Source organism: Pseudomonas mucoides (assembly GCF_015461845.1).
Taxonomy (GTDB): domain Bacteria; phylum Pseudomonadota; class Gammaproteobacteria; order Pseudomonadales; family Pseudomonadaceae; genus Aquipseudomonas; species Aquipseudomonas mucoides.
Genome location: NZ_JACOPW010000003.1, coordinates 791,854 through 813,990, shown reverse-complemented (window position 1 = coordinate 813,990; position 22,137 = coordinate 791,854). Strand labels below are relative to the sequence as shown.

General features: G+C 59.8%; 19 protein-coding genes. 10 read left to right on the top strand and 9 right to left on the bottom strand.

What is annotated here, in order from left to right; all coding sequences use genetic code 11:
• Nucleotides 1-187 precede the first annotated feature (187 nt).
• Nucleotides 188-2,377: a catalase HPII gene (gene katE, locus H8F22_RS18565; protein WP_081744022.1), complete on the top strand. Its 2,190-nt coding sequence runs from the start codon at nucleotides 188-190 to the stop codon at nucleotides 2,375-2,377.
• Between the two features lie 93 nt (nucleotides 2,378-2,470).
• On the opposite strand, the gene H8F22_RS18560 is transcribed toward katE, so the two are convergent.
• The 4 genes from H8F22_RS18560 to zur are packed head-to-tail and all read right to left on the bottom strand — an operon-like array spanning nucleotide 2,471 to nucleotide 5,264.
• Nucleotides 2,471-3,187 (bottom strand): PA5502 family lipoprotein, encoded by a 717-nt coding sequence (locus tag H8F22_RS18560; protein ID WP_027926143.1) that lies wholly within the window; start codon nucleotides 3,185-3,187, stop codon nucleotides 2,471-2,473.
• A 37-nt stretch (nucleotides 3,188-3,224) separates the two neighbouring features.
• Entirely contained in the window at nucleotides 3,225-4,013 is a 789-nt protein-coding gene (znuB, locus tag H8F22_RS18555; RefSeq protein WP_027926144.1) for a zinc ABC transporter permease subunit ZnuB, read from the bottom strand.
• Nucleotides 4,006-4,782, bottom strand: coding sequence for a zinc ABC transporter ATP-binding protein ZnuC (gene znuC / locus H8F22_RS18550; protein WP_027926145.1), 777 nt, complete (start codon nucleotides 4,780-4,782; stop codon nucleotides 4,006-4,008). The genes znuB and znuC overlap by 8 nt, the downstream gene beginning before the upstream one ends.
• Nucleotides 4,782-5,264, bottom strand: coding sequence for a zinc uptake transcriptional repressor Zur (zur, locus tag H8F22_RS18545; protein ID WP_027926146.1), 483 nt, complete (start codon nucleotides 5,262-5,264; stop codon nucleotides 4,782-4,784). Before zur ends, znuC begins: the two co-directional genes overlap by 1 nt.
• A gap of 66 nt (nucleotides 5,265-5,330) precedes the next feature.
• Here zur and H8F22_RS18540 point away from each other — a divergent pair, with 66 nt between their 5' ends.
• Nucleotides 5,331-6,251, top strand: a complete 921-nt coding sequence (locus H8F22_RS18540; protein ID WP_027926147.1) for a zinc ABC transporter substrate-binding protein ZnuA — start codon at nucleotides 5,331-5,333, stop codon at nucleotides 6,249-6,251.
• A 47-nt stretch (nucleotides 6,252-6,298) separates the two neighbouring features.
• Here H8F22_RS18540 and H8F22_RS18535 read toward each other — a convergent pair whose 3' ends face one another.
• Both H8F22_RS18535 and H8F22_RS18530 read right to left on the bottom strand, forming a co-directional pair.
• Nucleotides 6,299-7,249, bottom strand: a complete 951-nt coding sequence (locus tag H8F22_RS18535; protein WP_027926148.1) for a homoserine kinase — start codon at nucleotides 7,247-7,249, stop codon at nucleotides 6,299-6,301.
• A gap of 57 nt (nucleotides 7,250-7,306) precedes the next feature.
• A complete protein-coding gene (locus H8F22_RS18530) occupies nucleotides 7,307-7,597 on the bottom strand; it encodes a DUF2782 domain-containing protein (protein ID WP_194940531.1) in 291 nt (96 codons plus the stop codon).
• Nucleotides 7,598-7,671: 74 nt separating this feature from the next.
• On the opposite strand from H8F22_RS18530, the gene polA reads away from it, so the two are divergent.
• Nucleotides 7,672-10,443 (top strand): DNA polymerase I, encoded by a 2,772-nt coding sequence (polA, locus tag H8F22_RS18525; RefSeq protein WP_194940530.1) that lies wholly within the window; start codon nucleotides 7,672-7,674, stop codon nucleotides 10,441-10,443.
• A gap of 300 nt (nucleotides 10,444-10,743) precedes the next feature.
• Here polA and yihA read toward each other — a convergent pair whose 3' ends face one another.
• Nucleotides 10,744-11,385 carry a ribosome biogenesis GTP-binding protein YihA/YsxC gene (yihA, locus tag H8F22_RS18520; RefSeq protein WP_027926151.1) on the bottom strand — a complete coding sequence of 214 codons (642 nt, stop codon included), beginning with the start codon at nucleotides 11,383-11,385 and terminating at the stop codon, nucleotides 10,744-10,746.
• A gap of 191 nt (nucleotides 11,386-11,576) precedes the next feature.
• On the opposite strand from yihA, the gene H8F22_RS18515 reads away from it, so the two are divergent.
• From H8F22_RS18515 to H8F22_RS18485, 7 genes are all read left to right on the top strand, one after another.
• The gene (locus H8F22_RS18515) at nucleotides 11,577-11,867 is read left to right on the top strand and encodes a c-type cytochrome (RefSeq protein ID WP_027926152.1); all 291 of its coding nucleotides are present in this window, start codon (nucleotides 11,577-11,579) and stop codon (nucleotides 11,865-11,867) included.
• A gap of 46 nt (nucleotides 11,868-11,913) precedes the next feature.
• On the top strand, nucleotides 11,914-12,525 hold the full coding sequence (locus tag H8F22_RS18510) for a c-type cytochrome (protein WP_027926153.1): 612 nt from the start codon (nucleotides 11,914-11,916) through the stop codon (nucleotides 12,523-12,525).
• Between the two features lie 200 nt (nucleotides 12,526-12,725).
• Entirely contained in the window at nucleotides 12,726-13,367 is a 642-nt protein-coding gene (locus H8F22_RS18505) for a thiol:disulfide interchange protein DsbA/DsbL (protein ID WP_059181884.1), read from the top strand.
• A 13-nt stretch (nucleotides 13,368-13,380) separates the two neighbouring features.
• Complete coding sequence (locus H8F22_RS18500; RefSeq protein WP_027926155.1) at nucleotides 13,381-14,259, top strand: endonuclease/exonuclease/phosphatase family protein; 879 nt, start codon at nucleotides 13,381-13,383, stop codon at nucleotides 14,257-14,259.
• On the top strand, nucleotides 14,256-16,277 hold the full coding sequence (locus H8F22_RS18495; protein WP_194940529.1) for a GGDEF domain-containing protein: 2,022 nt from the start codon (nucleotides 14,256-14,258) through the stop codon (nucleotides 16,275-16,277). The genes H8F22_RS18500 and H8F22_RS18495 overlap by 4 nt, the downstream gene beginning before the upstream one ends.
• 102 nt (nucleotides 16,278-16,379) lie before the next feature.
• Nucleotides 16,380-17,159 (top strand): N-acetylmuramoyl-L-alanine amidase, encoded by a 780-nt coding sequence (locus H8F22_RS18490; RefSeq protein ID WP_027926157.1) that lies wholly within the window; start codon nucleotides 16,380-16,382, stop codon nucleotides 17,157-17,159.
• Between the two features lie 75 nt (nucleotides 17,160-17,234).
• On the top strand, nucleotides 17,235-18,848 hold the full coding sequence (locus H8F22_RS18485; RefSeq protein ID WP_027926158.1) for an EAL domain-containing protein: 1,614 nt from the start codon (nucleotides 17,235-17,237) through the stop codon (nucleotides 18,846-18,848).
• 7 nt (nucleotides 18,849-18,855) lie between these two features.
• Here H8F22_RS18485 and H8F22_RS18480 read toward each other — a convergent pair whose 3' ends face one another.
• Both H8F22_RS18480 and algB read right to left on the bottom strand, forming a co-directional pair.
• Nucleotides 18,856-20,646, bottom strand: a complete 1,791-nt coding sequence (locus H8F22_RS18480) for an ATP-binding protein (RefSeq protein ID WP_027926159.1) — start codon at nucleotides 20,644-20,646, stop codon at nucleotides 18,856-18,858.
• A 10-nt stretch (nucleotides 20,647-20,656) separates the two neighbouring features.
• Entirely contained in the window at nucleotides 20,657-22,003 is a 1,347-nt protein-coding gene (gene algB, locus H8F22_RS18475; protein WP_027926160.1) for a sigma-54-dependent response regulator transcription factor AlgB, read from the bottom strand.
• Nucleotides 22,004-22,137 lie beyond the last annotated feature (134 nt).

The window sequence follows — 22,137 nt, the reverse complement described above, 5'->3', positions numbered from 1 at the left end:
GAAAAGGATCAGCGGTTAGCCGGGCGCGCATTTTAGCCTGTCCGTATAGAGGTTATTAGCATTTATTCCGCATTCAACCTTCGATTTGGCAATAACGCGATCAAAGGTCATAAAAAAGGAACGGCTAAAAACCGCATCAGTCACTAATAAGGCAACTCGAAAACGCCCCCGGTGCCGTGCCTGGGGTATGCACAAGAATCCTGGCTACGGCGGGAATCGCAACGAGGAGTTTAGCCTGATGAGTAACAAGAAGCCTGCCCCCGGCAAAAGCGCTCTGGCCGGTACCGATACCCTGGACCGCGGCAACACCAATACCAAGCTCGACAGCCTGGAGAAATTTCGCTCCGACGCCACCGAACAGGCCCTGCGCACCAATCAGGGCGTAAAGGTTTCGGACAATCAGAACACCCTGAAAGTCGGCGCCCGCGGGCCTTCGCTGCTGGAAGACTTCATCATGCGTGAGAAAATCACGCACTTTGACCATGAGCGCATCCCGGAACGCATCGTCCATGCCCGCGGCACCGGCGCGCACGGCTACTTCCAGACGTACGAAAACCACTCCGTGCTGACCAAGGCCGGTTTCCTGCAGGATCCGGGCAAGAAGACGCCCGTGTTCACGCGCTTTTCCACGGTACAAGGCCCACGCGGGTCAGGCGATACCGTGCGGGACGTACGAGGTTTCGCCGTGAAGTTCTTCACCGACGAAGGCAACTTCGATCTGGTGGGCAACAACATGCCGGTGTTCTTCATTCAAGACGCCATCAAATTTCCGGACTTCGTGCATGCGGTCAAACCGGAGCCACATAACGAGATTCCTACCGGCGGCTCGGCTCACGACACCTTCTGGGACTTCGTCTCTTTGGTACCGGAATCGGCGCACATGGTGATCTGGGCCATGTCCGACCGGGCCATCCCGAAAAGCTTGCGCAGCATGCAAGGCTTCGGTGTGCATACGTTTCGGCTGATCAACGCCGAAGGCAAATCGCGCTTCGTCAAATTCCACTGGCGCCCTACTGCCGGCACGTGTTCGCTGGTGTGGGATGAGGCGCAAAAGCTGGCCGGCAAAGACACCGACTTCCACCGTCGCGATCTCTGGGAAGCCATCGAGATGGGCGACTACCCGGAGTGGGAACTGGGCGTGCAGGTCATCGAAGAGGAAAACGAACACAGTTTCGACTTCGACATCCTCGACCCTACCAAGCTGATTCCCGAGGAAACCGTCCCCATCACCCCGCTGGGCAAAATGGTGCTTAACCGTAACCCGGACAACTTCTTCGCCGAAACCGAGCAGGTTGCGTTCTGCCCGGGCCATATCGTGCCGGGGATCGACTTCTCCAACGATCCGTTGCTGCAAGGTCGGCTGTTTTCCTATACCGATACGCAGATCAGCCGACTCGGCGGGCCGAACTTTCATGAAATCCCGATCAACCGGCCGGTAGCACCGTTCCATAACGGTCAGCGCGATGCGATGCACCGCACCACCATTGACAAGGGGCGGGCATCCTACGAGCCGAATTCCATTGACGGCGGTTGGCCGAAAGAAACACCGCCCGCCGCGCAGGACGGCGGTTTCGAGAGTTATCCGGAGCGCATTGATGCCAACAAGATCCGGCAGCGCAGCGAATCGTTCAGCGACCACTTCTCCCAGGCACGACTGTTCTTCCACAGCATGAGCAAGCACGAGCAGGAACACATCATCTCGGCGTATAGCTTCGAACTCGGCAAAGTTGAGCGTGAGGCCATTCGCGCGCGTGAGGTGAACGAGATCCTGGCCAATATCGATCTGGAACTGGCCAAACGCGTGGCCGCCAACCTGGGCTTGCCAGCGCCGAAAGCCGGGACGGTAGAGGTGCCAAAAATATCCCTGGAGCGCTCACCAGCCCTGAGTCAGGCGAATTTGCTGCCGGGCAATATAAAAACCCGCAAAGTGGCGATTCTTGCGGCCAACGGTGTCGATGGTGCAGCGATTGATGTGATGAAGAAGGCGCTGCAGGCCGAAGGTGCGCACGCCAAATTGCTGGGGCCTACCTCCGCACCGGTAAAAACCGCCGATGGCAAAATGTTGCCGGTGGATGCGTCGATGGAAGGTTTGCCTTCGGTGGCGTTTGATGCGGTGTTTGTGCCCGGTGGTGCGGCGTCGATCAAGGCGTTGAGCGGTGATGGTGTGGCGTTGCATTACCTGCTGGAGGCGTACAAGCACTTGAAGGCGATTGCGCTGCATGGCGAAGCGAAGCAATTGCTGGATGTGTTGAAACTGCAGGTTGATGCGGGGTTGATCGTTGGGGCGGATGCGAAGTTGATCAAGCCGTTTTTTGCAGCGATCGGCCAGCATCGGGTTTGGGATCGGGAACCTAAGGCCAAGGCGATTCCGGCTTGAGGATTTGTATCAGTAGTTAGGACGCTATCGCGAGCAGGCTCACTCCTACAGGGTTTTGTGACCCATGTAGGAGTGAGCCTGCTCGCGATGTTTTTAGGGTTTACGCGGACTCAGGACCATCTGCGCCGGAATGTTGCGCAGGATCTGCTTTTCCAGCTTCAGATCGAAATCCGGATCGAGCTTCTTCACCCGCTTGGTCAGCAACGTGGCCAGCCAAGGGTAATCGTCGGTGCGTGGCGCCTGAATGCTCACGTCGCACTGATAATTCACTACATCAGCGGCGATGGCATCCAGTTGACGGCGAAGTTTCGCCATATCGTTGAGATTCAACGCGACCGTGGTGCTTTCAGCGGTTGGATCAATCACCTTCGCCTGGGGTTTGGCTTCGGCGGCTTTCAGATCGGCTTCCGCTTTATCCAGCTCGGCTTTGCGGGCCGTGACGATGGCGTTATTGACCCCACCGGTCAGCGCCGGCGCTTTGGGCATCAGGACCCGGGCACGGCTCAGCGCGGTGGCGGCGGCGTTCACATCACCTTTCTGCAGCACGATCTGGCTACGGCGCAGGTAGGCCTCGGCCAGTTGCCGTTGGTACTGCTCAAGGGATTGATCGTTAGGGGACTGGGCCTGCAAGGCAGCCAGTTGATCCTCGGCGGTGGCCAGCTCATTGCTGGCGAGGCTTTGTTCCAGCTGTGCGATGGCCGTAGCTCGAGCGTCCGTGGCCTCGGTGGCCGCCGGCGGCGTGCTTTGGCAGGCGCCCAGCAGCAAGGAAAATGCGACAAGGAGCAGATAACGTGAGGCGAACGGCTTCATTCCTGCGACTCTCTATTTGCGCAAAAAACGAGCAAGTCTACACCCCTCGACGGGGCAGGACAAAACTCAGCAGAAACAGTGCGGCCGCCGTCACAACAATCGAGGGGCCCGCCGGTGTGTCCTTGAACCACGACAGTGCCAGCCCGCCACAGACCGCGAGCATGCCCAGCAGGCTCGCGCCCAGTGCCATCTGCTCCGGTGACCGGGCGTGACGTTGTGCCGCAGCCGCAGGGATGATCAACAGCGAGGTAATCAGCAAAACGCCGACGATTTTCATCGCCACCGCGATCACCACGGCGATCAGCAGCATCAGCGCCAGGCGCAACGACGCCACCGGCAACCCTTCGACCTTGGCCAACTCTTCATGGACGGTGATGGCCAGCAACGGCCGCCACAACGTCACTAACAGCGCCAGTACCGCCGCGCTGCCGCCGAGGATCCAGGCCAGATCGGTCGGACTGATCGCCAGCAAGTCGCCGAACAGATACGCCATCAGGTCGATCCGCACTTCGTGCATGAAGCTTAGTACCACCAGGCCCAGAGAGAGCGTGCTCGGTGCGAGAATTCCCAAAAGGGTGTCAGACGCCAGCGGCTGGCGTTGTTGCAAGGTCACCAGCAGCACCGCCAACAGCAAGCAGCCCACGGTCACCGCCACGGTCGGGCTAACGTCCAGCAAGAACCCCAGCGCTACGCCGAGCAACGCCGCGTGAGACAAGGTGTCGCCGAAATAAGCCATGCGTCGCCAGACCACGAACGATCCCAGCGGGCCCGCCACCAGCGCCAAAGCCAAACCTGCAAGCAGGGCGTAGAGCAGAAAATCAGCCATGCTTGCAGCTATCTCCGTGAACGTGGGGTTGAGCCGCCGTGACGACCGAGCCATGCAAGTCATGGGCGTGATCGTGGTGGTGGTGATAAATCGCCAGGCTTTGGGCGTTCTTGCCGAACAGCTCGACGAAGGCCGGATCGCCGCTGACTTGCTCAGGATGGCCGGAGCAGCAAACGTGGCGATTGAGACAAACCACCTGGTCGGTGGTGCTCATCACCAGGTGCAGATCGTGGGAAACCATCAGCACGCCGCAGCCGTGACGGTCGCGCAGTCGTGTAATCAGGCTATAGAGCTCGGCCTGGCCGGCGACGTCGACGCCTTGCACCGGCTCGTCGAGCACCAACAGTTCCGGCTCGCGCAGCAGTGCCCGTGCCAGCAGCACCCGCTGCATTTCACCACCGGAAACGCTTTGCACCGGGCTGTCGATCACCTGCTCGGCGCCGACTTCCTTGAGCGCAGACAACGCCATGGCACGGTCCACGCCCGGCACCAGCCGCAAGAAGCGCAGCACCGAGAGCGGCAGCGTCGGGTCGACGTGAAGTTTTTGCGGCATGTAACCCACACGCAGCTTCGGCTTGCGCCAAACCGTGCCGCTGTCCGGTTTCAACAGGCCGAGCACCGCGCGCACCAGTGTGGTCTTGCCGGCGCCATTCGGGCCGATCAGGGTGACGATCTGCCCCGGCTCGACGCTCAATTCGATGTTATCCAGCACGGATTGCCCGGCAAACGTGACGGCAACCTGCTCGAGGCGGATCAGCGCGTTGCTCATCAAGCCCCCTGGCAGCCCGAGCAGAGACCGACCACTTCAACGGTCTGGCCTTCGACGATAAATCCAACCTCCTTGGCGCTGCCAACGATGGCGTCGCTGATGGATTTTTGTTCGAGCTCAATGGCGGCGTGGCATTCGCGGCAAATCAGGAACTGCCCTTGATGGGCATGGCCTGGATGATTGCAGCCGACGAAGGCGTTCAGGGAGGAGATGCGGTGCACGAGGCCGTTTTCCAGGAGAAAATCCAGCGCGCGGTATACGGTGGGCGGCGCGGCACGACGGCCATCCTGCTCACTGAGCACCGCGAGAATGTCGTAGGCACCCAGCGGTTTGTGGCTTTGCCACACCAGTTCCAGCACCCGCCGGCGCAACGCAGTCAGGCGCAGACCCTGACGTGCGCACAGGACATCGGCCTCAGACAGAGCGCTATGCACGCAATGAGAGTGGTCGTGGGGACGGCTGGCAATCGGTGTTTTAGGCATGAGCGGCGACGAGTTTTGTGAGAGACGTTATTATGTTACCCGTTCTCGCCTCTTCGAGTGGTCATCGTGTCCCGACTTTTTTCTATCTTTGTCGCATTTGTCGCCAGTTTTCTGCTGATCGGTTCGGCACACGCCGAGGTCAAAGTCCTCACCAGCATCAAGCCCCTGCAGTTGATTGCCGCTGCGGTGCAGGACGGCGTGGCGATTCCGGAAGTGTTGCTGCCGCCGGGCGCTTCGCCCCATAACTATGCCTTGCGCCCTTCCGACGTACGGAAGGTGCAATCGGTCGATCTGTTGTACTGGATCGGGCCGGACATGGAAGGTTTCCTGCCGCGCGTGCTGAATGGTCGGACGCTGCCGAGCGTTGCGGTGCAGGATTTGCCGGGGCTGACATTGCGTCGCTTCGCCGAAGACAGTCACTCCCACGCGGAAGAAGCCGATGAGCATGACCACGATCACCGTCCTGGCAGCCTGGACGCGCATTTGTGGTTGTCACCGGTCAATGCCCGGGTGATCGCCGCCAAGATGGCCGCCGACCTCAGTGCGGCGGATCCTGCCAACGCGGCGCGTTATCAGAGCAACCTCAAGGCGTTCGACGAGCGGTTGGATGCCTTGGACCTGCGCCTGAAGGCACGGCTCGCCGGGATCGCGGGCAAGCCGTATTTCGTGTTCCATGAAGCGTTCGACTATTTTGAAGACGCTTATGGCCTGAAGCACACAGGCGTATTCAGCGTTGCGGCCGAAGTCCAGCCGGGTGCCCAACACGTCGCAACGATGCGCACGCGGTTGCAGGAAGTCGGCAAGACCTGCGTATTCAGCGAACCGCCGTTGCGTCCGCGCCTGGCAGAGACGCTGGTCGCGGGTTTGCCGGTGAAACTGGCGGAACTGGATGCGTTGGGTGGGTACACGCCAGCGACTGCTCAGGGGTATGAGCAGGTGCTGGAGAAGCTGGGGAATGATTTGGCGGGGTGTCTGGAGTCGTTGTAACCAATACAGAACCTGTGTGGCGAGGGGGCTTGCCCCCTGGTCACAATTTAAAGGGCAAACGGCAGCGGTGTGCTGACCTTCTGCCGCTGTGCCAACCGCAGCTGAAATTCCATCGGGTCGTGAATTAACACGTCCTGCCCGGCGAACGATTCCGCCGCGATCAACCGCGATAACCAGAACCGCACACACGCCACGCGCAGCATCGTCGGCCACAGCTCGGCTTCAGCCGCCGTGAACGGACGCAACGCCGCATAAGCCCCCAGCAATGCCCGCGCCCGCGGCCCATCGATCAAACCGTCATCGTCCGAACACCAGTCGTTCAAGGCAATCGCCACGTCGTAGAGCATCGGCCCCGAGCAGGCGTTGTAGAAGTCGATCAACCCGGTCAGGTGGGTGCCTTCGAACATCGCATTATCGCGGAACAGGTCGGCATGGATATTGGCCCGCGGCAGCGCCAGGATTTTTGCCTTCTGCTCGGCGATTTCATCCAGCGCCCGTTTCAGCAGATCGCTTTGTTCGGCGTTCAGGTGCGAAAGAAACTGCGTGCCCTCCTCCAGCATCCAGTCCAGACCACGATCGGTTTTGCGCTTGATCATGTTGGCCTGGGTCGCCAGATGCAGGTGCGCAAGCAACTCGCCGACCTGCGCGCAGTGCTGCGCATTGGCCTGCTTGATGTGCTTGCCGGCCAATCGCGGTTGCAACAGGGCAGGCTTGCCGGCCAGTTCGCGCAGGGCCACGCCGTCGGTGGTGCGCAGCGCGTAAGGCACCGGCAAATCGGCCTCGTGCAGAACGTCGAGCAGTTCAATGAAGAACGGCATTTCATCGACCGGGCCGCGCTCGACCAGGGTCAGGACGAATTCGCCCTGCTCCAGGCTGATGAAAAAATTGGTGTTTTCGCTACCGGCAGCAATCCCCTGGAAATCGAGCAGGCGGCCGAGGCCATAAGGGGCGAGAAAAGCTTCCAGCTCGGGCCGAGCCAGGGGGGTGAACACAGACATGTTTAAACTGCCAGTACGGGCGCCGCTTGTGAGCCGACGCCGATTGAAATTAAGAAACTACTTCCAGGTGAAAATTTCCCACGCCGGAATCAGCATATCCGGCTGATCCGAGCGGATGTAGTTTGCCTCTGTACCATCGGCGCGTACGAGGAAATACGGCTTGCCGCCTTTGGGCGTGACTTTGATGGCATACAGAAAACCATTTTGACGGTACTCCTGAATGACCTTGTCCCCTTCCATGCGGATCGTCACTTGCGGTTCCTGTTTCGAAACATCGTCCGCCGCCATGGCGGCCAATGGAACAGTTGCAAACAAGCCAGCCAGCAACAGGCGATTTAGTGTGCGCATGATAACCTTGTCCCTTTGTCGTCAACGGTCCCGCTATTCTAGCGCCGGACCCGCCGAAAAGGTTGATCCTGCTCATGAGCCAAGCCCCCCTCGTCCTGGTGGACGGTTCTTCTTACCTGTACCGCGCCTTTCACGCCCTGCCGCCGCTGACCACTTCCAAAGGTTTGCCGACCGGTGCGGTCAAAGGTGTGCTGAATATGCTCAAGAGTCTGCGCAAGCAGTACCCGGACAGTCCGTTTGCCGTGGTGTTCGACGCCAAAGGCGGGACGTTCCGCGACGAGATGTTCGCCGAGTACAAGGCCAACCGCCCAAGCATGCCCGACGACATGCGCGTGCAAATCGAGCCGCTGCACCAGAGCGTGATCGCTTTGGGCTTCCCGCTGCTGTGCGTCGAAGGCGTCGAGGCCGATGACGTGATCGGCACCCTGGCCCGCAGCAGCGCGGCGGCGGATCGCCCGGTAATCATCTCCACCGGCGACAAGGACATGGCGCAACTGGTCGACGGCCACATTACCTTGGTCAATACCATGACCGGTAGCAGCATGGACGTGGAGGGCGTGAAGGAGAAATTCGGGGTCGCTCCCGAGCAGATCATCGATTATCTGGCCCTCATGGGCGACTCTTCCGACAACATCCCGGGCGTTCCGGGTATTGGCCCGAAGACCGCTTCGGGCCTGCTGGTGGGCGTGAATGGCGGCCTGACCGAGTTGTATGCACAGCTCGACATCGTCCCGACCCTGCCGATTCGCGGCGCGAAAACCTTGCCGGCCAAGCTTGAAGAGCACAGGGAGATGGCTTTCCTCTCCTATCAACTGGCGACCATCAAGATCGACGTGCCGCTGGACATCGGTCTCGATGACCTGCAAATGGGCAAACCGGACCACGACAAGCTCGCCGAGTTGTACACCCTGCTGGAGTTCAAGAGCTGGTTCGAAGACAACCAGCGCGACGCCAAGCGTTCCGGGCAGGAAGTCACCGCGCCGGTAGCTGAAGAAGTCGCCACCGAGACTGAACTCAACTACACAACCATCCTCACCCAAGCTGAATTCGACCTGTGGCTGAAGAAACTCAACGACGCCAAGCTGATCGCCTTCGACACCGAAACCACCGGCATTGATGCGCAGCAGGCGCAATTGGTCGGCCTGTCTTTCGCTGTACAAGCCAACGAAGCGGCCTACATCCCGCTGACCCATTCCTACATGGGCGTGCCGGATCAGCTGGACCGTGACACCGTCCTTCGTGCGCTGAAGCCGATTCTGGAAGACCCGAACAAGCTCAAGGTTGGCCAGCACGCCAAGTTCGACATGAATATCCTGGCCAACTGCGCCATCGGCGGTGACCAGAGCTGCGGCATCACCGTGCAGGGCATCGCTTTCGACACCATGCTCGAATCCTACGTGCTGGATTCCACGGCAACCCGTCACGACATGGACAGCCTGGCGCTCAAGTACCTGAATCACACCACCACCAGCTTCCAGGACATCGCCGGCAAGGGCGCCAAGCAGCTGACTTTTGACCAGATCTCTCTGGAACTGGCCGGGCCTTACGCCGCCGAAGACGCCGACGTGACCCTGCGCCTGCACCAAACCCTGCAGGAAAAACTCAATGCCATCCCGAGCCTGAGCAAAGTCCTGAGCGAAATCGAAATGCCGCTGGTACCGGTCCTGGCGCGGATCGAGCGCCAGGGTGCGCTGGTCGACGCCAATCTGCTGGGCATTCAGAGCGTGGAACTGGGCGAGAAGATGGTCGCGCTCGAGCGTGAGGCGTTCGCCATCGCTGGCGAAGAATTCAACCTCGGCTCACCCAAGCAATTGGGCGTGATCCTGTACGAAAAACTCGGACTGCCGGTGCTCAGCAAAACGGCCAAGGGCCAGGCCTCCACCGCCGAAGCCGTGCTGGCGGAATTGGCCGAACAGGATTTCCCGCTGCCTAAAGTGCTGATGCAGTACCGCTCGATGAGCAAGCTGAAAAGCACCTACACCGATCGGCTGCCGGAACAGATCAATCCGCGCACAGGGCGGATTCACACCTCCTACCATCAGGCTGTCGCGGCGACCGGGCGTTTGTCGTCCAGTGATCCGAACCTGCAGAACATTCCGATCCGCACCGCCGAAGGCCGGCGCATTCGTCAGGCGTTTGTTGCCCCCACAGGCTACAAATTGCTGGCGGCGGACTACTCGCAGATCGAACTGCGGATCATGGCCCACCTGGCCAAGGACGAAGGTTTGTTACATGCGTTCCGCAATGATCTGGACGTGCACAAGGCCACCGCCGCTGAAGTTTTCGGCGTGGAACTGGCCGACGTCACCACTGATCAGCGCCGCAGTGCCAAGGCGATCAACTTCGGCTTGATCTACGGCATGAGCGCGTTTGGCCTGGCCAAGCAGATCGGCGTGGATCGCAAACAGTCTCAGGCCTACATCGACCGTTATTTCGCCCGCTATCCGGGCGTGCTGCAATACATGGAGCGCACGCGCGCCCAGGCGGCCAAGCAAGGTTTCGTTGAAACGATCTTCGGTCGTCGCTTGTACCTGCCGGAAATCAACGCGAAAAACCCGGCCCTGCGCAAAGGTGCCGAGCGCACGGCGATCAACGCCCCGATGCAAGGCACGGCGGCGGACATCATCAAGAAAGCCATGGTGGCGGTGGATAACTGGCTGACCTCGTCAGGTCTCGACGCCAAAGTCATCCTGCAGGTGCACGATGAATTGGTGCTTGAGGTGCGTGAGGATCTGGTCGATCAGGTTCGCGAAGAAATTCGTATCCACATGAGTGATGCGGCGAAGCTGGACGTCCCGCTTCTGGTGGAGGTTGGGGTCGGGAATAACTGGGATGAGGCTCACTGAGCCGTCTGAACAGTCGTTTTCTGCTGCGGCATAGTGCCGCGGCAGAAAATCAGGGAGCAGCATTATGTCGAAAAATGCTTGGGCTTATTTCCAATGGATTTGGAACTTCCTCGGAACTAATCCCGTCAACCGCCACTCAGAGTTACTGAATGGCTGGTGAAGCCCTTCGATGCTCCTATGTTGTGTTAAGTGTTGGCAGATATCTGGACCCCGCCCTAGCGGTCCGGAACTTGGACCCCGGAACTTCCCCCTCCCCATAGAAGTCCGGGGTTTTTTTTGCCCGCGATTTGCCTCAACGCCTTACTCGGCGGCCTCGGAACCCTTGTCCGCCAGCTCCATCCAGCCCGCCAGTACAGTGTAGGCGTCTTCCAGACCCAGGCGTTTTGGCGCCGAGAACAACTGGATACTGACCGCATCCCCCCAGCCCTTGCGGATATCGGCCTGAACCTTCAGCAGGACGTTTTTCGCTGCGCCGTACGTCAGCTTGTCGGCTTTGGTCAGCAAAATATGCATCGGCATACCGGCGGCGACGGCCCAATCGAGCATCAGCAGGTCGAAGTCGGTCATTGGATGACGGATGTCCATCATCAAGATCAGACCTTTCAAACTCTCGCGACCGCCCAGGTACGCTTCCAGGTGACGCTGCCAGTGCAGCTTCAACGGAATGGGTACTTTTGCGTAACCGTACCCCGGAAGGTCGACCAGACGACGATCATCGTCTAGCTTGAAGAAGTTCAAGAGCTGCGTGCGCCCCGGAGTTTTCGAGGTTCGCGCAAGACTGGCGTGCGTCAGGGTGTTCAGCGCACTGGACTTGCCGGCGTTGGAACGGCCCGCGAAGGCCACTTCAAAGCCTTCATCGTCCGGGCATTGGTCGACTTTGGCAGCGCTGAGCATGAAGGTGGACTGTTGGCACAGGCCGAGGATGGGATTCTTGAGTTGCATGGGATTTCCGATGTGGGCGGCGCCGGGAATGGACGCGGCAAGCGGTGTCGTTTCCGTTTCAGTGACGCCAGTATATAATGCCGCAGATTTTGTGTGCGCTTTGTCCCAGCGTAGGATGAAGTTCACGAGAGCGATTGACCTTGATTGCGCATTAGAACGCAGAACGCTCTCAACCCTGAAAAGGTCGTTTTATGACGAAATGGCTGCTAGCTGCCGGTGTCTTGATACCGCTTTACAGCGCTCAGGCTACACAGGATCCGGAAGCTGTGTACAACCGTGTTTGTGGTGCCTGTCATTCCGGCCAACTACCCATGGCGCCTCAAAAGGGCGATCAGGAAGCTTGGACGCCGAGGTTGGCGAAAGGTATGGAGACGCTGGTGCAACACGTGACCCAGGGTTTCAAGGCGATGCCGCCGCGTGGTTTGTGCATGGACTGCAGTGCCGAGGATTACCAGGCCATCATCCACTGGATGAGCGAGTGATCCCGGTCCATAACTCTTTAACCCTTAGCCGTAGTTGGATTAGCTGATGAACAAATTGATCGTGAGTCTGCTGTTGACCGTGGGGATCTCCGGCATTGCCCATGCTGCAGGTGATGCGACTGCTGGTCAGGCGAAAGCCGCAGTATGTGGCGCCTGTCATGGCCCGGATGGCAACAGCATGGCGCCTAACTTTCCGAAGCTGGCGGGTCAGGGTGAACGCTACCTGACCAAGCAATTGCACGACATCAAGTCGGGCAAGCGCACCGTTCTGGAAATGACCGGCCTGCTGACCAACCTGAGTGACCAGGACCTGGCTGATATCGCAGCCTACTTCGCCAAGCAGAACGGCAGTGTGGGCGCCGCCGACCCTAAAATCGTGGCTCGCGGTGAGGCACTGTTCCGTGGCGGTGATCTGGCCAAAGGCTTGCCAGCCTGCACCGGTTGCCACTCGCCAAATGGCGCAGGCAACGTTGCTGCCGGCTTCCCTCACCTGGGCGGCCAGCACGCTCAATATGTCGCCAAGCAGCTGACCGATTTCCGCAAGGAAGAAGGCGGACGCACCAACGATGGCGATGCCAAAACCATGCAAACCATCGCCAAACGACTGAGCGACGAAGATATCGCCGCCGTGTCCAGCTACATTCAAGGCCTGCACTAAGGCCGGTTGATCGAGCGTTGCGAGCGATGAACATCTCCTGCAACGTTAACGCTCGATTAATCCGTCGCAGCAAGTATAAAAAGGGTGGCTTTGGCCGCCCTTTTTTGTGGCCGCTGCCGTTACACTACAGAACTCAAGCCCGCCAGGACCTGTCTGAAAACAGGTCGCGCGAGGCGACCCAAATTGTCCAGGAGTAAAGCATGCGTAATCTGATCATCAGCGCCGCACTCGTCGCTGCCAGCCTGTTCGGCATGACTGCCCAAGCCGCCGAAGCACCCGCCGCCCCTTATGTCGAACTGACCAATCCGGTTCCGGTTGCCGTGCCTGGCAAGATCGAAGTCGTGGAGCTGTTCTGGTATGGCTGCCCGCATTGCTACGCTTTTGAGCCCGTGATCAATCCTTGGGTCGAGAAGCTGCCTTCCGACGTCAACTTCGTGCGCATTCCGGCCATGTTCGGCGGCCCTTGGGACGCACACGGCCAGATGTTCCTGACCCTGGAAGCCATGGGCGTCGAGCACAAGGTTCACGCCGCCGTTTTCGAAGCGATCCAGAAAGAACACAAGAAACTGGTCACTCCAGAAGAAATGGCCGAGTTCCTGGCCACTCAGGGCGTCGATAAAGACAAGTTCCTGGCCACCTTCAACTCCTTCGCCATCAAGGGCAAAATCGTCCAGGCCAAAGAGCTGGCCAAGAAGTATGAAATTTCTGGCGTACCAACCATGATCGTCAACGGTAAATACCGTTTTGACGTGGGCTCTGCCGGCGGTGCCGAGCAAGCCCTGCAACTGGCCGATAAACTGGTCGACAAAGAGCGAGCGGCTAACAAGGCTGCCGCCAACTAAGCGAAGCACTGCCATGCGCCGCTGGGGAACTGAACGCGTTGTTGGCCTGCATGATCCACGGGTCAACGAACATCACCTGGAGTCCACGGGCCTGCCCGCAGACAGTCGTCTGCGCTTGCTCAGTTTTAATATTCAGGTCGGCATCAGTACCGAGCGGTATCGGCACTACCTGACCCGGGGCTGGCAACATTTGTTGCCGCACACCGGGCGTGCCGACAATCTGCAAAAAATCGGCAACCTGCTGGGCGACTTCGACCTGGTCGCCCTGCAAGAAGCCGATGGCGGCAGCCTGCGCTCAGGCTACGTCAATCAAGTCGAGCACCTGGCGCAGCTCGGTGCCTTCCCCTACTGGTATCAACAACTCAACCGCAACCTCGGACGACTCGGCCAGCACAGCAATGGTGTGCTCAGCCGCTTGCGCCCGTGGGCGATTGAAGACCACCCGCTGCCGGGGCCCAAGGGTCGCGGGGCCATTCTGGTGCGCTTTGGCGAAGGTCCGGAGGCGCTGGTGGTGGTCATGATGCATCTGGCGCTCGGCGCTCGCGTGCGCAGCCTGCAACTGGCCTACATCCGCGAATTGATCGGCGGCTATAAACACCAGGTGCTGATGGGCGACATGAACACCCATGCCAGTGACCTGCTGCAAAACTCCCCGTTGCGTGACCTCGGCCTGCTCGCGCCGCAACTGGAAGCGACCTTTCCCAGCTGGCGCCCGCAACGCTGCCTTGACCACATTCTGCTAAGCCCGACACTGACCCTCGAAAAGGTCGAAGTGCTGGCACAGCCCATTTCCGATCACCTGCCGGTCGCGGTAGAGATTCGTCTGCCGGGTTCGCTCACGGCTGATGCATTGCCCGCGTTGAGTCCTGCCCTTCGCGGATCCCATGAATGAGCGACGAAACACAGCGCTGGAAAGAGAAATACCTCAAAAGCATCGAACAACAGGAAAAGCTTGAGCGTCGCTGGGATGCTCGGCTCGATCTGCTGCGCCGTGGGCTGGTGCGCAGCACGCTGGCGGCGGAGGGCACTGACCGCGCTGTCGACCAATGCATGAAAGAGATGCGCGAAGTCGTGCGCACCGATGACATGGACGCCGGCTTGGCCGCCCTGCTGCCGCGACTCGAAAAAGCCGTGCTCGATTCCGAGCAGCGCCGGGAAACCCGAGTCAACCAGACCAGCGCCGCACTGACCGCGCTGGTCGCGCAACTGCAATCGCTGCCGCTGCCCCGGGAAGTCAGCCGACCGCTCAAGAGCTTCGCCAAAAAGCTCGATGGACGAGTCAGTCAGGCCCGCGAGATGCCACTTCTGCTCAGCGAACTGAGTGGCCTGCAAGGCAAAGCCTTGAGGCAATTGGAGAACCCCGCCGAACCTGACCGGCCCGGTTTTCTGCAGAGATTGTTCGGTAGCCACGAAGCGGATGAAGAAGTGCCGCAAGTCGTCGCACCTGCCGTTCACGCACCGGCTGTGCAGGCTGAAGAGCGGGTTGTCGAGATGGCGCACGCCGGTGACGCCGATGATGCAGATGAGGAGGACCTGCCGCCAGTCGCACCGCCAGCGGTGCACAGCGTCCACCCCACGGTGACTACCCCGGAGCCTCAAGAGACTCCCGCACCGGAGCCCGCTGCGGAGGTGGTCGCGTTTGTCCCGCCTGTTCTTCAGCCCGACATCGCGCCCGCGCCTGAATCGCCAACACCCTCGAACAGTGAACGACTGGAAGAGCCCGCCCTTCCCCTTCCAGCGCCAGCCATTCAGGTTCAACCAGCCATCAATCCCGATGAACTGACCCGGGCATTGACGACTGACGATCCGGAACAAACCGAACACGAGGACATCTTCTACGCCTTGCCCGATTCACCGGAGCCGTCCTATAGCTCCGTCGCCAGGCACATCGAAGACACCCTGCTGGGACTGCTCGACGACCTGACGCTGCCGGAACGCTACCGTCCGCAAGCCGAAGCGATGCGCGATCGCCTTCAACATGGCCTGAACTGGTACGAACTGATCCCGATCCTTGACGATCTGGCAACGTTGATGCTGGCGATCAACGACAGCGGCCAGCACGAATTCGAAGTCTATTTACAACAACTCAACGAACGCCTGGAGTCTTTCCAGAGTAATTTGCAGGCGGCCAGCGAAGGGCACGCCGACAACCGTTCTGCGGCGCGCCAGATGGACACGCAGATCCGCGAACAAGTCGACGGCTTGCACAGCAGCATGCAGGAAGCGGCAGACCTGGACGACCTGAAGCGGGTCCTGGAAAACCATCTTGAAGGCCTGCTCGGCACCATGGATCGCCACCAGAAGCAGCGCGACGAGCGCGAACAGGAAGTGGCGACGCGGCTGCACAGCCTGGCTGAACGGGTGGCGCACATGGAGCAAGAAGCGCAAGGCTATCGTGAGCACCTAGAAGAGCAACGCCAAAAAGCCCTGATTGATCCGCTCACCGGCCTGCCCAATCGCGCCGCCTGGAGCGAACGCCTGGATCACGAAATCGGTCAGTGGCAACAGCACGGCAATACCCTGTTGCTGGCCATGCTGGATCTCGATCACTTCAAAAGCATCAACGACAACTACGGCCACCTGGCAGGCGACAAGGTGCTGAAGATCATCGCCAACGTGTTGCGCAAGCGCCTGCGCGGGACGGATTTCATCGCACGATTTGGCGGTGAGGAATTTGTACTCCTGATGCCCGGTACAGCGCCGGCAGTCGGTGCAAAGCTGCTGGAAACTTTGCGCGCCGCGATCGAAGCCTGCCCTTTCCACTTCAAAGGTGAGCGGGTCACCATCACTATTTCCATGGGCCTGACGACGCTCAAGCCTGGCGAACATAGCGATGTGGCGCTGAAAAGAGCGGATCAAGCACTGTATCGCGCCAAAAACGCCGGACGTAATCGGGTGGAGACTGGCTGACGTCCAATTGTTCCATTTTGTTTAAAACCGGGCTTTTGCCGTCGGCACGCAAGGCAGTACGTTACACTGTTGCATTACTGTCTTGTGTGTACGTCTACTGCCATGAAATATCTCGCTCTCATTGTGTCGCTGTTGCTGTTGGCCGCTTGTTCCAGCGGCCCGCGTATCGACACCAGCCACCCTTCGGCCAACTACGACAGCCGCATCCAGTTCGTGGTGGTGCATTACACCAATGCCTCGCTGGAGCGCTCGCTTCAACTGCTGACCCACGGCGAAGTCAGCAGTCACTACCTGATCGGCGACGACAAGGGCGCCACTATCTATAAGCTGATGGACGAGAATTTTCGCGCCTGGCACGCGGGCGAAAGCGAATGGCAAGGCCGGACCTGGCTAAACTCCAGCTCCATCGGTATCGAGATCGTCAACCCGGGCTTCAAAGACACCCCCACCGGGCGCCTCTGGTATCCCTACAGCGAAGACCAGATCAACTCGTTGATCGTCCTGCTCAAGGACATCAGCAAGCGTTACAACATCAATCCCCACGCCATCATCGGCCATAGCGATATCGCGCCGCTGCGCAAACTCGATCCCGGTCCGCTGTTCCCCTGGAAACGCCTGGCTGCCGAAGGCCTGGGTGTCTGGCCCAACGAGCAGGCCGTGGCGCGCCAGCAAGCCCAGTTCGCGATACAACTGCCAAGCATCAGCTGGTTCCAGGGGCAACTGGCCAGGCTGGGTTATGCCACACCACAAACCGGTGAACTGGACGTAGCGACGCGTCATGTGTTGGCGGCTTTTCAGATGCATTTCCGCCCTTCCCGCTTCGACGGCACGCCTGACGCCGAATCCGCTGCGATCCTGCAGGTCCTGAATCAGACAAAATAATGGCGCCCGTCCGAAGGTAAGAGCTTTTTCCCAATCAGCAGCTATAACTCATTGGTAATTCTTCGGATATCAATAATGGCTGCCGCACGAGAGACACTCCGTAGCTGGTTTTATCGCCCATGGTTTCTGGCGATACTGGCTGCTGCCCTCAGCGCAACTATCTTGATGGCCGGCAGCCTGTTTGTGGCGATGCATCAGGTTGAACAGAACGAAAGCGAAGAAATGAATGCTCAGGGTGAGCGCTTCCTTGCCCGCCTGGAGCAATTGTTCGGGCAACTGCGCGAAAGCCTCGATGACCTGGAAGCCCAGCCGCTTCGAGGCTGCGATGCAGAGATGATCGCCACTTTGCAACAGGTCAGCTTCAACTACCGCTTCGTCTACGAAGCGGCCTACATTGATTCATCCCGCCTGTGCTCCAACCGTCCTCGCCAGGAAGGGCTTTCGCTGCTGCGCCCTCCCGACATCCGGGGCCCCACCTACAGCTACTGGCTGAACACCACCACCGAACCCGATGAAAACCGTGCCGCGCTGATGCTCGGCAGAGGCAACTTTCGGGTGGCGACGTCTCGCGGGCATTTGACGGACATGGTCGACCTGACGCCCGGAAGCAGCCTGCTGGTGGTGCTGGACCACGGCACTCGCGCCATTCCCGTATTGGGTGCTGCCCAAGTCTGGCCACCGACGGAATCCTGGGCTCCCAAAAGCCGCGACGCATTGCAAGTCACGCAAACCCGCCTGATTTACCGCATGCCGACCAACAACCCTGAATACCAATTGGTATTGATCACACCACGCACAGGCATCCACGTGCCGGCAGTGTGGTGGTGGCTCCTTCCCGCCAGCCTGGTACTCGGGATCATTGTCGGCTTCCTGGTGTTTCTGCTGGTGCGCCAGCGTCAGTCGCTGGATGCCGAATTGCATGGCGCCATACGCCGGGGTGAGCTGCAGGTGTTGTATCAACCGATCTTCGATCTCGACAGCCGCAACTGCGTCGGTGCCGAGGCGTTGCTGCGCTGGCGAAGGCCTGATGGCACGCTGACCAGCCCGGACCTGTTTATTCCAATGGCGGAAAATACCGGCCAGATCCGCCAGATGACCGATTTCGTCCTGCAGCGCCTGCTCGAACAATTGGGACAACTGCTGCGCGCCAACCCGCAACTGTACATCTCGGTCAACCTGGCAGCGTGTGATGTGATGGTGCCCCGAATCGGCCAGGTGATGGCCCGCCTGCTGACGTTGCACCGTGTCGCGGCCAAGCAGATCGCCTTCGAGGTGACCGAACGGGGATTGATCGATGTGGTGGTGGCCAGGGAAAACCTGCAAGCGTTGCGCGATGTCGGGCATCAAGTGCTGATCGATGACTTTGGCACCGGCTATTGCAGCCTCGCCTACCTGCAAACCCTGCCCGTGGACTGCCTGAAGATCGACAAGGCATTCATCGACGCACTGGGTCATGACGCCGCCAGCAGTGGCGTGGCACCGCACATCATCCACATGGCGCAAGCGCTGCAACTCAAAGTGATTGCCGAGGGCATCGAGCATGAAGCGCAGGCGGCGTTTCTAAGCAGCGAAGGCGTGAAATTCGGTCAAGGCTGGTTGTTCGCTCATGCCTTGAGCTCCGTGCAGTTCATCGAACTGATTACCCGCGGCCGGCGAATGAAAGGCCGGCGCCTGGATGACGAGGCGTGAAAGCGCCTTACACCGCCAGCGCCATGTAGAACTGCGTACCCTGCCCCGGCCGCGAATAGACGCCCATGCGCCCACCATGCAGTTGCACGATTTCCTTGCACAGCGCCAGGCCAAGCCCGGCGCCGCCCTTCTTGCGGCCGACCTGGACAAAAGGCTCGAAAATTCGCCCTTGCTGGCCATAGGCAATGCCTTCGCCGTTATCCTCGACACTGATAATCACCCGCTCGCCATGGCGCCGGGCCTGCAATCGGATCAGGCCTTCCCGTGCGGTATGGCGCAAAGCGTTGTCGATCAGGTTGTCGAGCACCCGGTCCAGCTGCGGTTGGTCGGCCTGCAATCGGGGCAACGGCCCTTGCACCTCTATGCGCAATTCGATGCCCTGCTCAGTCGCCGCCTCGGCAAAGCGGGCATGGGCCTGCGCCAACAGTTCCTCGATGGAGCATGGGGCCAGGGTCAGTTTCTGCAAGCCGTTCTGGTAGCGAGAGAAGTTCAGCAGGTCGTTGATCAACTGCATCAGGCGCTGCATTTCTTCATTGACCGTATCCAGCAGGTCGGCTTCGCGAGAGTCCTGTGGAAATTTCGCCCGCTCACGGAACAGACCGAACGCCATGTGCATGCCGGTCACCGGCGTTCGCAATTCATGGGACGCGCGCAGGACAAACTCGCTGCGCACCCGTTCGAACGCCCGCTGTTCGGTCACGTCATGCAACACCATGACCGCGCCGAGAATGTGCCCTTGGGTATGGCTGACCGGCGTCAGGCTGTAAGTCAGCAACCTCGATTCACCATCGACCTCGATACTCAGGTCTTCCGGCGCACGCTCCAGCGTGCCGCCGCGCAGCACCAGTTGCAGCTGTTCATCCAGCTCGGGACGTTCAAGGGCCGCGCCCAGCCCTTGGCCAAGGCGATCGGTGTCCCAACCCAACTGGCGCTGAGCCACCGGATTGAGGTGCTCGAGATGACCGTCGCGATCGATCATCAACAAGCCGTCATCGATGCTGTCGAGCACGGCTTGCAGACGTTGCTGACCGGCGAGCAGTTCATCGATGTTGGTGGCCTGATGCTCACGCAATGCCTCAGCCATGATCCCGAAGCGCTTGGTCAGCAGGTTCAATTCCACAGCAGACGACACCGGCAGGGTCACCTCGAAATTGCCCTGGCCAATATGATCGGCGGCCTGCGCCAAGGCTTCGATCGGTTCGCCAAAGCGCCGGGCAATCGCGTGTGCCGTCACGAACCCGATGATCAACACCGCCAATCCCACCAGACCCAGCAAGCCCGCCACCAGTAACGCGCGCTCTCGGGACTGGCGTTCGGTGCTGTTGATGTCATCCAGCGCCCGCTTGTGCTCTGCGAGAAGACCGTTGCGCAAGGTGTTGAATTTTTCCGTGAGGGCTTCGCTGCCACTCAGAACCTTGGTGGGCTCAGTGGCCTGGCCGTAGGCCTGAACAAACTCCAGATAATCAACCTTGGCCTGTTTGAACCCGTACTGACCGCCATTGCCGTTTTGCTCAAGGGCAATGCCCTCATCGAGCAACTGCAAGTAGTGTTGCCTGGACGCCTCGAACCCGGCTGGATCCGGTTTTTCGTTGACCATGATCATCAGTTGATCGCCCAGGGTCTGGCGTAGTTTCAATCCCAGATCGAGCGTGACGAAGTTGTTGCGAACGAGCGCTTCCTGGGACCCGGCCATCTGCATCACGCTGACCAGTCCGAGCAAGAGCCCGAGCAGTGCCACGGTGATCAGTGCAGAAATACTCAGGAACAGCCGAGTACGCAGCTTCATCGCCAATTTCATCGGTGGCAGCTCACAAGTTGTATTGCTTGCGTTTGCGGTACAGGGTCGAGGCATCAATGCCCAGGGTCTTGGCCGCTTGATCCAGTGTATCCGCCGTGGCGAGGACTGCACCGATGTGAGCTTTCTCAAGTTCGTCCAGACTCAACGCCGCGCCAATGCGCGGCGCATTATTGACCGGGGTTTCGGCCATGCCCAAATGGCTGATTTCGACCCGTTCTTGTGGACAAATAATGCTCGCCCGCTCCACCACGTTACGCAGTTCGCGAATATTGCCGGGCCAGCGATAACCTAGCAGTGCCTCGCGGGCCTCATCGCTGAAGGCTCGGGCCGGGCGCGCGTACTCCTTGACGAAGCGAGCGAGGAAACGGTCGGCCAGGTTCAGGATGTCTTCACGGCGCTCGCGCAGCGGCGGCAGGTGCAACGTGATGACGTTCAGGCGATAGAGCAAGTCTTCGCGGAAGCGGCCGTCGCGCACCATGTCTTCAAGGTTCAGGTTAGTTGCCGCCAGAATGCGCACATCGGCGCGGCGGGTCACCGGGTCCCCTACCCGCTCGTATTCCTTGTCTTGAATGAATCGCAGCAACTTGGGTTGCAAAGTCAGCGGAAAATCGCCGATCTCGTCGAGAAACAGCGTGCCGCCGTCGGCCTGATTGACCCGCCCCAATGTACTTTCGCTGGCACCGGTAAAGGCCCCACGGCTGTGACCGAACAGTTCGCTTTCCATGAGTTCGGCGGTCAGGGACGGGCAGTTGATCGTGACGCAGGACTTCTTCTGACGCTTGCTCCAGCCGTGAATCGCCTGGGACAGCTCACCTTTACCGGTGCCGGACTCACCCAGGATAAGGATGTTGGCATCGGTCCCGGCCACCTGGCGGGCGGTTTCGAGCACGACTTTCATCGCCGGGCTGTGGGAGTCCAGGCCATCCTTGGGTTTACGCACTTCACCTTCAAGGGCTTCCAGGCGGGCGGACAGTTGCCGCACTTCCAGTTGCTTGGCGGTGGCCAGACGCAATTGATCAGGGCTGCAGGGTTTGACCAGGTAATCGGCGGCGCCCGCCTGAATCGCATCGACCGCCGTGTCCACGGCCGAGTGCGCGGTGACGATCACCACACGCATCCACGGCGCCTGAATACGCATCTGAGCCAGCACATCCAGGCCATTGTCCTCACCCAGGCGCAGATCCAGAAAGCACAGGTCGAACACCTGACGCTGCAACAAGGCATCAGCCTGAGCGGCGCTGTTCGCGGTTGAGACGCTATAGCCCTCGTCTTCGAGGCAATAGCGGAAGGTTCGCAGGATAGCGGACTCATCGTCTACCAACAGAATGCGGCCTTGATGCACCGTGGCTGATTCCATGTTCCTGCGCTCCTTTAATGATTGATCTTGGTTAGTCCCGGATAAATCGGGCAAGTTGCATGGTCGATTCTGATCCATTCCAGCACCGGCAGGGTAGCTATCTAAGGCCTGTCTGACTAATTCGCTGATTTTCA

Coding starts and splice junctions, on each gene's coding strand:
- katE (WP_081744022.1), top strand. CDS start 188: ATGCACAAGAATCCTGGCTACGGCGGGAATCGCAACGAGGAGTTTAGC.
- zur (WP_027926146.1), bottom strand. CDS start 5,264: ATGCCTAAAACACCGATTGCCAGCCGTCCCCACGACCACTCTCATTGC.
- algB (WP_027926160.1), bottom strand. CDS start 22,003: ATGGAATCAGCCACGGTGCATCAAGGCCGCATTCTGTTGGTAGACGAT.
- znuC (WP_027926145.1), bottom strand. CDS start 4,782: ATGAGCAACGCGCTGATCCGCCTCGAGCAGGTTGCCGTCACGTTTGCC.
- H8F22_RS18535 (WP_027926148.1), bottom strand. CDS start 7,249: ATGTCTGTGTTCACCCCCCTGGCTCGGCCCGAGCTGGAAGCTTTTCTC.
- H8F22_RS18515 (WP_027926152.1), top strand. CDS start 11,577: ATGACGAAATGGCTGCTAGCTGCCGGTGTCTTGATACCGCTTTACAGC.
- znuB (WP_027926144.1), bottom strand. CDS start 4,013: ATGGCTGATTTTCTGCTCTACGCCCTGCTTGCAGGTTTGGCTTTGGCG.
- polA (WP_194940530.1), top strand. CDS start 7,672: ATGAGCCAAGCCCCCCTCGTCCTGGTGGACGGTTCTTCTTACCTGTAC.
- yihA (WP_027926151.1), bottom strand. CDS start 11,385: ATGCAACTCAAGAATCCCATCCTCGGCCTGTGCCAACAGTCCACCTTC.
- H8F22_RS18500 (WP_027926155.1), top strand. CDS start 13,381: ATGCGCCGCTGGGGAACTGAACGCGTTGTTGGCCTGCATGATCCACGG.
- H8F22_RS18495 (WP_194940529.1), top strand. CDS start 14,256: ATGAGCGACGAAACACAGCGCTGGAAAGAGAAATACCTCAAAAGCATC.
- H8F22_RS18485 (WP_027926158.1), top strand. CDS start 17,235: ATGGCTGCCGCACGAGAGACACTCCGTAGCTGGTTTTATCGCCCATGG.
- H8F22_RS18505 (WP_059181884.1), top strand. CDS start 12,726: ATGCGTAATCTGATCATCAGCGCCGCACTCGTCGCTGCCAGCCTGTTC.
- H8F22_RS18560 (WP_027926143.1), bottom strand. CDS start 3,187: ATGAAGCCGTTCGCCTCACGTTATCTGCTCCTTGTCGCATTTTCCTTG.
- H8F22_RS18510 (WP_027926153.1), top strand. CDS start 11,914: ATGAACAAATTGATCGTGAGTCTGCTGTTGACCGTGGGGATCTCCGGC.
- H8F22_RS18480 (WP_027926159.1), bottom strand. CDS start 20,646: ATGAAATTGGCGATGAAGCTGCGTACTCGGCTGTTCCTGAGTATTTCT.
- H8F22_RS18490 (WP_027926157.1), top strand. CDS start 16,380: ATGAAATATCTCGCTCTCATTGTGTCGCTGTTGCTGTTGGCCGCTTGT.
- H8F22_RS18530 (WP_194940531.1), bottom strand. CDS start 7,597: ATGCGCACACTAAATCGCCTGTTGCTGGCTGGCTTGTTTGCAACTGTT.